Consider the following 14,401-nt stretch of genomic DNA (forward strand, 5'->3'; position numbering starts at 1 on the left):
CTACTTGGGCATGAGGTAGCTAAGCTCCATGTCCAAGATCACATCTTGATGATAACGCCCGCTGTCACTGTCTTGAATATAAGACATTGTCGTCGGGTGATTGTTTTTAAAGCCCAGTAATTGTACCTTAACCAGCGACAGGTCATCTCTGTCACTATATTGGTCTATAGCAATAATGTTGCTTTGCGCGTAAATGGTATCACCGGCGAAGCTCGGATTGGTATGTTTACCTGAGTGTATCGCCGTCAGATACAGACCGTTAGCTAAACCATTGTAACTTAGCGACCGGCAAACACTGATAACATGACCGCCATATACCAAGCGTTTGCCATGCTTTTGTGATTGCATCAAGTGTTGGTCAAAGTGTACTCTGGCGTTGTTCTGATATAGACGAGTCGCCATACTGTGATCAGAATCGTTTAAGGTCACGCCGTCTTGGTGAAAAATACTGTCACCGACATTCAATTGTGAGGCTCGTAACTGGTTATCGCTGACATAATCTTGCCAGCGAGACAGATTCATACAGTGCGGGATAAGCTGACTACTGGCTTCAACTTCAGATTGTAAGTCTGGTACGCTATCGCTGCTATCGTTTGCAAAAGGATCACGCTTGTTGATCATTACCCAGCGTTTAAATTGCAATACCAGCTGTTGGCGTTGGTTATAGGCTTTGGAGTGCACATATACCACACCTGTTTTACCATTGGAATTGGCTTTCTTGCCGATCACTTCACTGCAGACGTAAATGGTATCGTCGGGATATACGGTGGTAAAAAACTGCACTTCGGCGTAACCAAGATTAGCAACCGCATTGCGAGATACATCGTTGACAGTCTTACCAAAGGCAATATTAAACAGCAAAAAGTTGTCGACAGGTGTGGTACGAAAGCCGACTCTAGTGGCGACAGGTTCAGCACAATGCAAGGCAAAACGAGAGCCGGTAAGGGCTAAATACATACTGCAATCAGCATCGGTTATGGTACGTGGCACGCCATGTTTGATCTGTTGACCAATATAGAAGTCTTCAAAAAACATACCTTGATTTTGTGTATCCATGATTTGTACTCCTCGAGCGTCAATTAACAGGGTTTACCAAACAATTCATCTTGACCCATCTCACTGACTTTGTTGTATAGGCAAATAACCCGATTCGCCCATTGCTCTAGACAGGGTTCGATAAGTCTGTCGTCAATAACCGCGACCGATTGACCTTGCTGTTGGGCTAACTCCATGGCAGTGATGATGTCTTTTGCCTTTTTAATGTCTTCCGCTTTTGGTGTTAAAGCATCATTGGTATAGGTAAGCTGTACTGGGTGAATGACCGCTTTACCGTCAAAGCCTAAATCGCGCGCTTGACGACAGCTAAATTCACAGGCCATGGCGTCTTTTAGGTTAAAGTGAGGGCCATCGATGATCGCTTTATTGTGTGCTCGCGCGCTAAGGATACACATTGATAGATAAGTCAATAAACCTTGGCGATCGAGGGTCATATTGATGCGCAATGAGTTGGCTAAATCGGTTGTGCCCATGACTATGGTGGTGAGTCTATCCGTTGATGCGCAAATTTGTTCACAGCGCAATACCCCTAATGGCGACTCGATATTGGCCATCACTGACAACTTGTGACCACCGTGATGGTTTAATATGGCAATGTTATTGGCTAACTGTTCTTCGCTTTCAATATCTGGGAATAACACACCGTCAATATTCAGTGCGGCGATGGCGGCGATATCTTCTTTACCCCATGGGGAATCAAGTCGATTTACTCGAACGATTTTTTCTGAATAACCAAAATCATAATCGCTTAATTGCTGCACCAATAATTGACGTGCTTGCTCTTTGCGTGCCGGCGGAACCGACTCTTGCAAGTCAAAGATGATTACATCGGACTTTAAGTCTCGAGACTTTTCGATGTAGTGTTGGTGGTGTGCCGGCACATACAGCGCGCTGCGACGAGGGCGGTACTTAGGTTGAGTATTACAAGTCATCGTGTTCTCCAGCATTAAACGGCTTTTTGGTTTGAGTTATGTAAATCGTTTAGCATTTGTTTGCGCAGTACTTTGCCATTTTTAGTGCGAGGAAAGTCCTGATAGAAATGCACCAGCTTGGGTGCTTTGTATTTGGCTAATCGGTCACTGGCAAAGTTAATAATATCTTGTTCGGTGGTGCTGACGTTGCACTGCAATATGACGCAGGCACTAACCAAAGTTTTATCGCCTTCTAATTGCTGGCCTAAGGCAACGCAATCGGCGACATCGGGATGGGTTTTGATGACACGTTCTATTTCATGTGGTGAGACGCGGTAACCAAAGGTGTTAATGATGTCGTCTTTACGACCAACAAACCAAATATAACCGTCATCGTCTATACGAGCGTAATCGCCTGTATAAAAGTAACCGTGGTGACGAGACTTTGCGGTTTCATCGGGCAATTGCCAATATTTTAAAAACAGTCCAGGATCATTATCTTTTATGGCAATCATGCCTTCTTCGCCAGGTTTGGCCGGCTGATTTTGCTCATTTAGTAGTACCACCTCATGACCCGGTTGCACGAAGCCTGCGGCACCTGGTCGAATCGCTCGACGCTTGTTTTGTGAGATGTAATAAGAGAATTCACTCATACCAATGGCTTCATAAACATCCATACCAAAACGCTCGCGCCAAGCGATTAACATCTCATCGCTAAGATGTTCGCCAGCACTCATACAGTGACGCAAGCTAGGTACCTGCTGTTGATCAAAATCGGTTTTTTGAATGATTTGTCGATAAATGGTTGGAACGCCAATGAAAATATTGCAATTATGTTTTTTTATCAGTCTTGGCCATGTTGAGGCATCGTTTTTACCCTCATGAACAATCACGGTATGGCCGTGAAATAACGGGTCCATTAACGCAGAGCCCAACACATAGGTCCAATTAAATTTGCCAGAATGCATGATGCGGTCGCCGTCTTTAAAATCAAACCAATGACGACTGGCGGGCAAGCGACCTATTAGTGACCGATGCGCATGTAACACACCTTTGGGATAACCGGTTGTACCTGAGGTATATACCAGATACGCGGCATCATCGGGTTTACTGGCAACAATGCTGTCATCAACCGGCACCTGTGTTAACAAGGTGTGCAAGTCGATGAGCTCTAAATTGCTGTCATCGACTGGCATCTCACCGTCGCCGGTAAGTAACACGGTGCGTAATTGGCTGTCGCTGTTAGCGATATCTTTTAACTCTGGCCACATAGACTTGGCTGTTATCAGTACTTTCGCTGCCGAGTCTTGTGCTAAATAGGCCACTTCTGCCGCGGATAATAAAGTTGAGGTTGGCACCGCAATGGCACCATATTTTAAACAACCGAAAAAGCTGGTTGGGTAATCCACTGAATTGGGTAAACGAATAAGTACTCGATCCGTCTGTTGTAAACCCAATTGACGCAACACATAAACCAGTCGCCCTGATAGTTGGTCAAGCTGTTGATAACTTAGTTCGCTGCTACCAAGACAATCATCTTCTACGATAAGTGCCGTTTTCGCACCGTTACCGGCTTCAACATGTTGACGCACACAAGCGTGGGCAATATTAAAATACTCAGGGATATGCCATTGCCAGCCGTGATCCTTTTCTGTAAGTAAGTCTTCATAGTTCATAATCGACCTCCTATATGCGACCGTATGGCCAGTTTTCGCGAATCACCGTAATAGGCAGGCGTTTAAGCACGTCCATGGCAAATTGTTTGTCTTTATCATCGAGAGATTTTAATGCGTAGGCTCGCAGTAGTGTTTGTAATGCTTTACCAAACATTGGCGGGTCGAGCATTTCACCTTCAAACTTAATGGCACCTCCGAGCAAGGCATCGGCATCAATTGCCGCCTGTAATATTTCAACATTGCGTTTGATTTCTTTTGGAGAAGGGGTGAACGCCACTTTACATAAATGAATATGATACGGGTGAATCAACTGTTTACCGGTTAAGCCCATTTTGGTTTCTACCATCGCATGGTCATGGACTACATGAGATTCATGATCGCCATGCAAATCGAGCCAACGTCTAACATCGTCTGGTTCGATAAAATGCTCTGGCATCGGTGTATCGTTAATTAATACTTCAACACCACCGATAACCCCTTTACCGGCAATTCTCGCTTCCAGCAGTAAGTTTCGTAGGTAAGTTAATAACTCATCAATCCAACCCTCAGGAGTTAGATGAATCGCCATCGCTTTAGAGAAATCGTGGATACCAAACACCACATGTTTAACCGATGGAAATGCCATTAGTTCGGCGGCAATTTTCAAACTGCGTGGATGTTCTATAATCGGCTGTATTTCGATATCCGGGTTTACACCTAATAGCCAGGCCGACAGATCTCGGATTTCCGCGGCACCATACATTTCCCCAGCTTTTGCGAGAACAATAACGTCGATGTGTTCAGCCACTTGCATAATCATCGCTAAGTCTTTTTCATACTCTTCGGTGCGAAAGGGGTTGATACGCACGGCAATTTGAAAATCTCGTTGTGGAAACTTAGGCAACTCATTAAGTAATAACTCCCGACTCATGGCTTTCTGACGACAGCCATCTTCTAAGTCGAACAATAGCGTGTGCGCTTGACAATTATGAGCGTGCTTGCGAATACGTTCGCTGGCTTGTTGCATCGATTCATAGGTGCCATCTTTAGGAGAATACTTAACCGGCGGATAATACAATTGAATGCCAGGCCAAAAGCCACCGAGTACATCTTGCTCATCTACCTGCTCTAAAAATTCATTGTGGTAATTCATTTTCTCTCCCCTGTTTGAGCTATTTAAGCGCTTTATTGCTAATATCTTCTGGTCATACCTTGACCAAAAAATGAAAGCTTTTATTAACAATTACACTATTAGAGTAATTATTTCAATCAAATGTTTTAAAAAAGTGTTTGAATTTTTTTTGCGCAGAGGCTAGGGTAAAAAACAACAAGTTGCTTATTTACTCACCAATGCATTGACACTAAAGGTCTTTAAAGGGCATTGTTTGAGTGAATAAGGCGATATTTGATTATTAGTGGCCAGTATAAACCTTTGTCACCAATGGCTACCTAGAGACAGGGGTAAGCACATAATCTAATCATGGCTTGTTTTGTGTAAATATCTAACTTTCATTGAGTATGTAATAAAATTACATAATGGCGACGCCATTAATATTAAAATAGCGGAGATTTTTATGAGCGCTCTTGTTCACCCAAACGAAGCTTTATTTGAAGCGGAGAAACCATTTCCAGTGATCCCATCGTGTGAGCATTTTGCTGGTAGCGAAAAGCTAATCAACAAGGCAATGGCTATGCAACAACAGCTTGGACCGGTTTTCGATATCACTTGTGATTGTGAAGATGGCGCAGCAGCTGGCAGTGAACAACAACACGCTGAAATGGTGGCACGCTTGATTGCCTCTGATGACAATCAGTTCGCTATGTTGGGAGTAAGGGTGCATGATTATTCGCACCCACATTGGAAGAAAGACCTGGAAATACTGATCCCAGCTTGTGGTCATAAAGTTGCCTACATTACCTTGCCCAAGTGTACTGCGGGCAGTCAGATCGAAGAGATGGTTAAATATATTCAGGGACTATGTGAATACCATTCTATCGACCGCGAAATTCCCATTCACGTGTTAATTGAAACCCACGGCGCCTTGCGTGATGTGTGGCAAATTGCAGCAACACCATGGGTGCAGGTATTGGACTTTGGTATGATGGATTTTGTCTCTGGTCATTACGGTGCGATTCCAGCGAGTTGTATGCGCAGCCCAGGACAATTTGACCATGCGTTGTTGTATCGTGCAAAAACCGAAATGGTGGCAGCCGCGTTAGCGCATGGCGTGATACCCGCCCACAATGTCACCTTAGATTTAAAAAATGTGCAGCAGACATTAGATGATGCCAAGCGCGCTCGTGATGAGTTCGGCTTTATGCGTATGTGGTCCATTTACCCAACACAAATTCAAGCCATCGTTGACGCGATGAAACCAAACTATGAAGAAGTAGAAGACGCCGAAGCGATTTTATTAGCGGCGCAGCAAAATGCTTGGGGACCGATTCAACACAAAGGTGAACTGCACGATCGTGCGACTTATCGCTACTATTGGCAATTATTGCAACGTGCACAAGTCAGTGGCATTGATATAGGGCAAGCTGCTCGAACGGCGTTTTTCTAAGGCGCCAATCTTACCTCTCGCAGCTCGATTGATTTAATTAGGGTCAAAGCCTTATCAAGTGGTAAGGCTTTGCTATATATGGCATTATAAATTCAATAGTTACTGATCAGACCACCTATGACTAAGACCAATGTGGGCTTCGCCCTTAAATTAATCGACGATGTCGAAACGCCACTATCGCAACGCTTAGAATTAATTGAAAAACCAATTCCAGCACTAAAGCCTGGGCAAGTGTTGGTGAAAATGTTGGCGGCGCCAATCAATCCATCTGATTTAGTCTATCTGATGGGCAAATATGGCTTGCCTCCGGTTGATGGTGCGTACGCTGGATTCGAAGGATGCGGTGAAGTTATTGATGCCAACGCCGGATTATATGGCAAATATTTAACAGGTAAACGTGTCGCTTTATCGGCAGCACCGGGCGGCGATGGGGTTTGGGGTAAATACGCTATTACCTACGCGAACTACTGTTTACCTGTTCGCAAAGAATTGACCAATACGCAAGCGGCAACCCTGATCGTTAACCCCTGCACATCGGTTTGCTTGGTTGAACGCGCCAAACAATTAGGCGCTAAGGCGATCGTAATAAATGCCGCAGCGAGCCAAGTCGGTAAAGGCGTTATTCGCTATGCGAAATTGCAAGGAATCAAAACCATTGCGACGGTACGTTCAGAAAAAAACATTACCATTTTAAAAGATTTAGCCGCAGATCGCGTACTTTTAACCGAAGATAGTGACTTTAAAGTGCAATTAAAACAAGCGTGCAATGATTTAAAGGCGAGTGTGTTTCTTGACGCTGTTGCCGATAAAGAGACACCGCGGGTGATGTCACAAATGGGCAAGGGCGCAACAGCGATTGTTTATGGTCGACTCACAGAAACATTACACCCTTTTGGCGGTTACTTCTCGGTGTCGGATTTATTGTTTAAAGATCAGCACATCGAAGGGTTTTGGCTAGCGACTTATATTGGTAAAGCCAATCCATTACAAGTTTTGGCTTTATCGCGCAAAGTGCAAAAGCTGTTCAGTGACGGTATTTTTGAGACCGATGTTTACGGCCACTTTAAACCACAACAATTTTTGTCGGCGTTAGAGCATTATGCTGTGCACAAGAGTGATGGCAAGGTATTGCTAATGTTCGATTAAAACAGGCAAAAGCGGCGCAATACCAAGCTCATTAAACTCATCGTCTGCTTCTATCCAGCATGATTCACTATAGTGCTCAAAGTGTAAGACAAAGTCTTGCTCGGCAAAGCGAAAACGACAATCAAATCGATCAGCTCCGGCTATCGTTTCAATGACTTGATGTTGGCCAAGTTTGGCGAGGATCTCCTGGCTTAAGGAAAGAGCTTGTTCTTGGTCCCATTGGTTAGCCAAATCAAGGCTAACTGTATGACTATTAATTTTTGTTAGTTTCATTATTTTCTTCAAAGTGCTTGGCGCCTTTATCGTGTTTAGCGTTTTTACTGCATTCGCTCTGTTATGTTGATCATGCCGCTTACCGCCTTGTAGTTACGTGCCACAAAAGGTACGGTAATGACGATCACCATCTGCCGGTAAATCCTGATACTTTCCTGTATCTTGTTGCTGCTGATACGGTGAACTCATCACCGTCAAAAACTCGTCAATGTGGGCGCTATCATCTACTTGCTTTAAGGCATTGTCATAGCTTTGACTTATAATCGCCTCAACATGATGGTTACGCGGTATCACCAGTGGGTTGGTTTTGCGCATCATGGCAACGGCTTGCTGCACATCTTTTATTTGTTGCTGCCAACTAACCAGCCATGTCTGCAAAACCTGCGGTACGGCCTGGGCCGATTGCTGGCCAGATAACGATTGCTCGAGCTGCACAAAAGTCGCGGTATAGTCGAGCTGCTTTTCTTGCATGATATTCAGCAGTTGTTCGACTAATTGCAGCGTCGTCTTGTTTACATCGAGTAAGCCAATTTTATTGACCATCATGGCATTATTAGCGCCATTAAATTTATCGTTAAACGCCATAATTATAGGTTTCACTTTAGCCACAGCTTGCTCGCTATCTGCATCAATCAGCGGTAATAATGTTTCGGCGAAACGTGCTATATTCCACTGACAAATAGCCGGTTGGTTACCATAAGCATAACGACCATTTTGGTCAATCGAACTAAACACGGTACCCGGGTGGTAGTCCGCCATCATGGCACATGGACCATAATCAATGGTCTCGCCGCTAATGGCGGTATTATCGGTATTCATAACGCCGTGAATAAAGCCGACTCGCAGCCAATGCACTACCAATTCGATTTGTTTGTCGATAACCGCCGCTAAAAACTCAAGTAAATAATCTTTGTTGCTTATGTCGATATGTGAGTAATGTCGCTCGATGGCAAAATTGGCTAGGGTTTTTACACTGTCAAAATCGTTACGAGCGGCAAAATATTGAAAGCTGCCAACCCGTATATGACTGCTCGCTATTCGGCTAACAACGGCACCCGGTAATGCTTGCTCGCGAAACACGATTTCATTGGTGCGCACCACACTCAAACACCGACTGGTAGGCACACCAAGCGCAAACATGGCTTCGCTCATAACGTATTCACGAACCGCCGGCCCTAGCGCACATTTGCCATCGCCTTGGCGTGAAAACGGTGTCTGACCTGATCCTTTTAACTGAATTTCCTGTACCTTATTATGTTGATCAATTATTTCGCCAAGTAAGTGCGCACGGCCGTCGCCTAGTTGCGGATTGAAATGACCAAATTGATGACCGGCATAAGCCAATGCAATCGGTGTGATTTGCTGGCCACTGAGATCACCAGAAAACAATTTACTAACCGCTGATTTATCGCTAATCAAAGCGTTCGGAAAATTCAATTCTTGCGCGAGTTTAATGTTAAATAACAGTGTTGTAGGTTTGTCTGGTTGCGCCGGAACAACCTTTTGGTAAAATTGTGAACCTAATGTTAAATAGCTGTTTTGAAATTCGAGCATAATGGCCTTGATTAGTGAGCAACACTGTTATTTTACTTGAGATAGAACAAAGATATATGTTTTTGCGAAAAAACCACAGACATGTTCAGTTTTTTTCCATATAATCAACACAGTGTTCAAATATTTAATTAAACAAAAAAGAGTAGTGACTATGAAAAAATTAACTCTAGCTCTAGCTGCATCTGTTGTTTTAGCTGCCCCTGCAATGGCTGCTGATGTTGAAGCTGGTAAAGCCAAGGCTGCTGTATGTGCAGCATGTCACGGTGCTGAAGGTATCTCTGCTGTACCAATGTACCCAAACCTTGCAGGTCAAAAAGAAGCTTACATTGCGAAGCAACTTAAAGACTTCAAATCTGGTACTCGTAAAGACCCAGTTATGGCACCAATGGCGATGCCTTTGACTGATGCAGATATTGCTAATCTTTCTGCATATTACGCTAGCTTGAAATAAGCTAAATAGATTCTGTAAAAAAGCGCATGTTAATGCGCTTTTTTTATAGCTCAAACAAAATCTTACCAGTTTTTTAAATATCCAAAAATGTATTATGGTAAACAATAAACGAATTTTTAGCCTTTGTGCTTTGTTATGGCTGACAGGGCAAAGCCAAGCGTCTCAATTAAGCATGGATGTTATCGAGCAAAGTGTTGTCGATAAACGACTAGAACAAGGCCTAGCATTTGCTGAGCAAGAGTTAAAAGCCGAACGGTTGGCACAGCAAAAGCTTAAGCAGAATGTTGCTTATTGCACCCCTTGTCATGGTGGTAATGGTAAAGGTGCACTCGCGATTTATCCTGATCTTGCTGGCCATAACCAAGACTACTTGTTTGAGCAGATGCAAAATTATAAATACCGACGTTTAAAAAACGATATAAAGCAAACCATGATGGTGCGTTTTAACGACGAAGATATGTTGGCCTTAGCAGAGTACTTTGCGGGCTTTGCTCTGGAACAGGAATAATCACAATGTTGACACGATTTAATAAATGGCTCGTCGCTTTATGCTGTATTGGCGTTATTGCTTGTACCGATAATAGCGAATCGCCAAGCGAGGATAGTATGAACCAATTAGCTGAACGTTACGTTAAATTGGCGCTATTGGTCGGTAAACATCAAGACTATTACATCGACGCTTACTATGGACCGAGTGAATGGCAGCAGCAGGCCCAAAAACTGCCGCTTGAGCAATTACAAAGCCAGGCACAGAGTTTAATTGACGACATTGATAAGACTGAGCCGTTAGAGACCGAAGTATTGCGCAAAGATATGCTTATGGTGCAAACGCGCTCGGTGATGGCGTTTATTGAACAGTTAAACGGTAAAACCTTTAGCTTCGATGATGAGTCGATGGCACTGTATGACGCAAAATCGCCTAATTTAAGCGAAGCCGATTTCGATAAGGCATTACTTGAATTGAATGGGTTAGTTCCAGGTGAGGGCGATCTCAATAGTCGTCTTGAGGCCTTTCAAAGTGAGTTCGTTATCCCTAAGGATAAGCTTGGTAAAGTCTTTGTCGCTGCCATAGAAGAAGCGCAAAAACGTACCAAGGCGATGATTGAATTGCCAGAAAATGAAGCCTTTACTATTGAGTATGTCACTGACAAACCTTGGAGTGGCTATAACTGGTATAAAGGCAATAGCTTTAGTCTGATTCAAGTTAATACAGACTTACCGATTCAAATTGATCGTGCTATCGATTTGGCCAGTCATGAAGGTTACCCTGGTCATCACGTGTTCAATTCTCTGATGGAAAAGCATTTGGTTGATGGTAAAGGTTGGATTGAGTACTCGGTATATCCACTTTATTCGCCTTTATCTTTATTGGCAGAAGGCAGTGCCAATTACGGAATTGAGGTCGCGTTTCCACAGCAGCAACGCCTGCAATTTGAAAAACAGGTACTCTTTACATTAGCCGGTCTTGACGCCAGTAAAGTAGAACTCTACTACCAAGTACAAGCCATTTTAGGCCAGTTATCTTATGCCGGTAATGTCGCAGCAAAGCGCTATCTCGATGGTCAAATAGATAAACCAAAAGCGGTGGCATTTCTGATGAAATATGCTTTGAGTAACGAGAAAAAATCAAAGCAACGCATTGATTTTATTGAGCGTTACCGCGCATACGTTATCAACTATAACCTTGGTCAGGACCTAGTGAAAGATTACGTTGAGTACCAAAGTGGCGGCGATATGGATAAACGTTGGCAAGTGTTTGCTGAATTGTTGGCAAACCCAAAAAGTGCGTCAATGATGGTGGTCCGTTAATCGTTACAGATTAGCGTTAACACATAATAAAAAAGGCGGTGCATATTGTTTGCAACCGCCTTTTTTGTACTTATCAGTTTATAAGTTAAGTGCGGCCCTACTGCCCAAACCTGGACCATAGACGATGGCATTTAATAATAATCGCGCCGTGCCTTTGGTGGCGCCCCTGAAGTTAGGCGAATTAGCAAATAGAATGACCTGACCATGGCCTTTACTTTCACGCACTAGATACGCAGCATTACTGATGCGTTGCGCAGCCTCTGGCCATAACAAACCACTCATGCGTAAATACAGATCTTTGCCAGCAGGTATGGTTGACCAACCTATCAGCCGTTCTTCGGCTTTTTTATTGTCGCTAAGCACACCATAACGCACCACCGCTGAAGTTGGTGATTTGCTCATCAACAACGGTTGGTTGTCGGTCAATACAGGTAACACCTCGTTGACGCCAAAGGTTAACCAGCTCTTTTGATCAGTGCGGGATGCAACCAGTGCACCTGATGGCATAAAGTTCGCGGTCCAGGTGTTCCAGCGTTTAAGCTGTTCTTTGTTCATTGGCTTCATGTCCGCCAACCCTTGCCATGGGAACCATATTTGATCACTGACTTTATGGTTTTTAGTCAATTTCTGATTCGATATGCTGGCCTGCTGCGATAACCATTCTCGATATAAGGCAACATTATATTGCTCCATATCAGCAAAGGCATCGTCAAGGGTTACGGTTTTAACAAAGTCTTTGGCTTTGGCGAATTGATTGGCTGAATTGCCTGTGACCACTAGGGTGCCACCGGCTTTTACCCAGGTATCAATGACTTTGATATTGCCTGCGGATAATTTACCGTACCAGCGGCCAGGGACGATCAATACGTTATATGGACGTAAATCCATACTGCTTAGCAACTCTTGATTTAGATGTGAGTGGCGAATACCCAACTCGGTATCCAACATATGCCAAATATGACCATGCTCATATACGCTGATACCAGCGTGGCTTAATAGGGCTATTTGCGGACGTTGCAGCAACTTAAAGTGGTCACCACCGATATCCGGTAAGTCACCATCACCAAGTCCTTGGTTAATACCTATAACCTGTGCCTTGGTATTTTGAGCCACTTGTTTTACGGTATCGACAATTTGTTGCCAGTTAGTATTATCATGCTTGCTGACCACTATTGACCCGCGACTAAAGCTGGTGCCGTTAAATTCACCTTGTTTATCTAGGGCGCGAACATTCACCCCTAATTCCATTAAGCGAGCGGCAAAGCCAACTGAATTATCATTGGCACCATCGACTAAATAAGCGATAGCATTATCGATATCCGTAAACGATGACGATGTCTTTGCTTGGTAGACGTCCAATCCAGACCTGAGGTTTTGATTGACTTCTAACGCTTCAAGGCCATACATCATGGTAAGGTTCCAGGCAGTAGAATCATACATAACGGAACTGCCATCACGCAGCACTTTTTGTCGCTCTTCAAGCAATACAGAATCTTTTATGTTGGCGTCAAATTCGAGAATGGCGGCGATTAACGGCGCATCATATTGGCGATTTGGGATGATAATTGCGCCGGGTTCAATCATTTGACTACTAATCTTTTGACCTAATTGATTGACCGCATTACGTACACTGATACGGCTATCATTTTTATAATATTCAATACCTTGCAAATCGAGCAAATCAAGAAATTTATGTAAACGAGACTGATTCTTACTCGGTAATATTACCCAACTTTTATTGGCATAAGGGCCTTTGGCGGAGATATGTGAATTACGGTTTTTGACAAAATCAGCAAAGATTTTTTGCTTGTTGTTTGCCAATGTTTGTAAGTTTGCTATCGAGCTCAGCAATTGATGATGAACGGACTTTTTATAACTGCGAATCTGGCCATTGTTCAAGCGCACCCCATCTTCTGCGGTACGGGCTTGTTCGTAAAGAATATGAATGGAGCCTTTGTATTCTGAATAATTAGAATAACCAGGATATAGGTTTTCAAACCATTCACCGGTGTAATATGGCCAACCTTTACTATCAAATGCCGCGGCTTGTTCGCTGGCAAATACTTTGCTCCAACGATTGATGCTATCGGCGATGTGCTCGTTAATCGGTTCACGCGGAGGCCCAAATAAAAACGTATCTAAGGCGCCCATCTCATGACCGTCAATCATTAGTAACGGTAACCATTGATTGATGGCTTTGATACGACCGCGTGACTCTGGGTTAACCGCGTAATAAAAATCGCGGTTTAGGTCAAAGCCATAATGATTGGTGCGCCCGAACGGCCAAATGCCACTGTGTAATGTTGATTGCACATCAAAGTTGGGACTGGTTGCACGGTTTTGTTCGAGTTGTTTGGTAAAGCGTGCGCGACCATCCGGATTCATCATCGGATCGATAAATATCACTAACTTATTGAGTAAGTCGCTGACATCACTCTCTTCACTGGCGAGCAAATGATAGAGCAAGGCAATGGCGGCGTCGGCACCTGAGGATTCATTACCATGAATGCTATAGGCCATCCAAGCAGTACCCGGTGTGCTGTTGATTAATTCATTTACTTTGTTTGGAGCCAAACTTTTTGGTTCACTGAGCTGGCTGATATTGTCTTTAATGGTGTCAATGTTTGCCAAGTTTTGTTCACTACTGACAATCAAATAATGCAATGGTCTGCCTTCATAGCTGCGCGCGTATTCAACCAGTTTGGCCCTTTTGCTTTGCGTAGCCCATAGGGTCACTAATTGCGTTATCTGCTCCGGGGTTGCGGTGCGTGCACCGGCAGAAAAACCGAGAACCGTTTCCGGTTTGCTAATGTCTTGATGGTGTTTGCCGCTAAACAGGCTAGGGTATTCGGCATCGGGTAAAGGAGTGGGTTTCATCAACACGCTGGCATTCGCCGATGTGCTGATCATTAGGCTGGCAAGGATTGCCAGAAAAGTGTGCATAACCGTTTTTATCATGATCTGCTCTTGTTGTTTTTTTAA

Annotated in this window: 12 protein-coding genes; 5 read left to right on the forward strand and 7 right to left on the reverse strand. The window is 43.8% G+C overall.

Translation table 11 applies throughout. The features are described from left to right. The 4 genes from HII16_RS11515 to HII16_RS11530 are packed head-to-tail and all read right to left on the reverse strand — an operon-like array spanning position 1 to position 4,775. Positions 1–1,056: a MaoC family dehydratase gene (locus HII16_RS11515; RefSeq protein ID WP_169130293.1), complete on the reverse strand. Its 1,056-nt coding sequence runs from the start codon at positions 1,054–1,056 to the stop codon at positions 1–3. Between the two features lie 23 nt (positions 1,057–1,079). Beyond that, a complete protein-coding gene (locus HII16_RS11520; RefSeq protein WP_169130295.1) occupies positions 1,080–1,988 on the reverse strand; it encodes a CoA ester lyase in 909 nt (302 codons plus the stop codon). A gap of 14 nt (positions 1,989–2,002) precedes the next feature. Beyond that, positions 2,003–3,643 (reverse strand): acyl-CoA synthetase, encoded by a 1,641-nt coding sequence (locus tag HII16_RS11525; protein ID WP_169130297.1) that lies wholly within the window; start codon positions 3,641–3,643, stop codon positions 2,003–2,005. Positions 3,644–3,653: 10 nt separating this feature from the next. Beyond that, on the reverse strand, positions 3,654–4,775 hold the full coding sequence (locus tag HII16_RS11530) for an aldolase/citrate lyase family protein (RefSeq protein ID WP_135438862.1): 1,122 nt from the start codon (positions 4,773–4,775) through the stop codon (positions 3,654–3,656). 421 nt (positions 4,776–5,196) lie between these two features. Here HII16_RS11530 and HII16_RS11535 point away from each other — a divergent pair, with 421 nt between their 5' ends. After that, positions 5,197–6,186 (forward strand): aldolase/citrate lyase family protein, encoded by a 990-nt coding sequence (locus HII16_RS11535; RefSeq protein WP_169130299.1) that lies wholly within the window; start codon positions 5,197–5,199, stop codon positions 6,184–6,186. Positions 6,187–6,303: 117 nt separating this feature from the next. After that, positions 6,304–7,332, forward strand: a complete 1,029-nt coding sequence (locus HII16_RS11540; protein ID WP_169130300.1) for a zinc-binding dehydrogenase — start codon at positions 6,304–6,306, stop codon at positions 7,330–7,332. On the opposite strand, the gene HII16_RS11545 is transcribed toward HII16_RS11540, so the two are convergent. Both HII16_RS11545 and HII16_RS11550 read right to left on the reverse strand, forming a co-directional pair. Next, positions 7,318–7,605, reverse strand: a complete 288-nt coding sequence (locus HII16_RS11545; protein WP_169130302.1) for a DUF3630 family protein — start codon at positions 7,603–7,605, stop codon at positions 7,318–7,320. The genes HII16_RS11540 and HII16_RS11545 overlap by 15 nt on opposite strands. A gap of 93 nt (positions 7,606–7,698) precedes the next feature. Then, on the reverse strand, positions 7,699–9,159 hold the full coding sequence (locus HII16_RS11550; protein ID WP_169130304.1) for a protein adenylyltransferase SelO family protein: 1,461 nt from the start codon (positions 9,157–9,159) through the stop codon (positions 7,699–7,701). A 151-nt stretch (positions 9,160–9,310) separates the two neighbouring features. Between HII16_RS11550 and HII16_RS11555 the strand changes: the two genes are divergently transcribed. The 3 genes from HII16_RS11555 to HII16_RS11565 all read left to right on the forward strand — a co-directional run bounded on the left by HII16_RS11555 (position 9,311) and on the right by HII16_RS11565 (position 11,419). Further along, positions 9,311–9,610 (forward strand): c-type cytochrome, encoded by a 300-nt coding sequence (locus HII16_RS11555; protein ID WP_135438867.1) that lies wholly within the window; start codon positions 9,311–9,313, stop codon positions 9,608–9,610. Between the two features lie 94 nt (positions 9,611–9,704). Then, on the forward strand, positions 9,705–10,118 hold the full coding sequence (locus HII16_RS11560; RefSeq protein ID WP_169130305.1) for a c-type cytochrome: 414 nt from the start codon (positions 9,705–9,707) through the stop codon (positions 10,116–10,118). Positions 10,119–10,123: 5 nt separating this feature from the next. Next, a complete protein-coding gene (locus HII16_RS11565; RefSeq protein ID WP_248289613.1) occupies positions 10,124–11,419 on the forward strand; it encodes a hypothetical protein in 1,296 nt (431 codons plus the stop codon). Between the two features lie 78 nt (positions 11,420–11,497). On the opposite strand, the gene HII16_RS11570 is transcribed toward HII16_RS11565, so the two are convergent. Continuing rightward, positions 11,498–14,377 (reverse strand): M14 family metallopeptidase, encoded by a 2,880-nt coding sequence (locus HII16_RS11570; protein WP_169130307.1) that lies wholly within the window; start codon positions 14,375–14,377, stop codon positions 11,498–11,500. Positions 14,378–14,401 lie beyond the last annotated feature (24 nt).

The sequence above is a fragment of the Thalassotalea sp. Y01 genome (assembly GCF_012932945.1).
Classification (GTDB): domain Bacteria; phylum Pseudomonadota; class Gammaproteobacteria; order Enterobacterales; family Alteromonadaceae; genus Thalassotalea_A.

Coding starts and splice junctions, on each gene's coding strand:
- HII16_RS11515 (WP_169130293.1), bottom strand. CDS start 1,056: ATGGATACACAAAATCAAGGTATGTTTTTTGAAGACTTCTATATTGGT.
- HII16_RS11520 (WP_169130295.1), bottom strand. CDS start 1,988: ATGACTTGTAATACTCAACCTAAGTACCGCCCTCGTCGCAGCGCGCTG.
- HII16_RS11525 (WP_169130297.1), bottom strand. CDS start 3,643: ATGAACTATGAAGACTTACTTACAGAAAAGGATCACGGCTGGCAATGG.
- HII16_RS11530 (WP_135438862.1), bottom strand. CDS start 4,775: ATGAATTACCACAATGAATTTTTAGAGCAGGTAGATGAGCAAGATGTA.
- HII16_RS11535 (WP_169130299.1), top strand. CDS start 5,197: ATGAGCGCTCTTGTTCACCCAAACGAAGCTTTATTTGAAGCGGAGAAA.
- HII16_RS11540 (WP_169130300.1), top strand. CDS start 6,304: ATGACTAAGACCAATGTGGGCTTCGCCCTTAAATTAATCGACGATGTC.
- HII16_RS11545 (WP_169130302.1), bottom strand. CDS start 7,605: ATGAAACTAACAAAAATTAATAGTCATACAGTTAGCCTTGATTTGGCT.
- HII16_RS11550 (WP_169130304.1), bottom strand. CDS start 9,159: ATGCTCGAATTTCAAAACAGCTATTTAACATTAGGTTCACAATTTTAC.
- HII16_RS11555 (WP_135438867.1), top strand. CDS start 9,311: ATGAAAAAATTAACTCTAGCTCTAGCTGCATCTGTTGTTTTAGCTGCC.
- HII16_RS11560 (WP_169130305.1), top strand. CDS start 9,705: ATGGTAAACAATAAACGAATTTTTAGCCTTTGTGCTTTGTTATGGCTG.
- HII16_RS11565 (WP_248289613.1), top strand. CDS start 10,124: ATGTTGACACGATTTAATAAATGGCTCGTCGCTTTATGCTGTATTGGC.
- HII16_RS11570 (WP_169130307.1), bottom strand. CDS start 14,377: ATGATAAAAACGGTTATGCACACTTTTCTGGCAATCCTTGCCAGCCTA.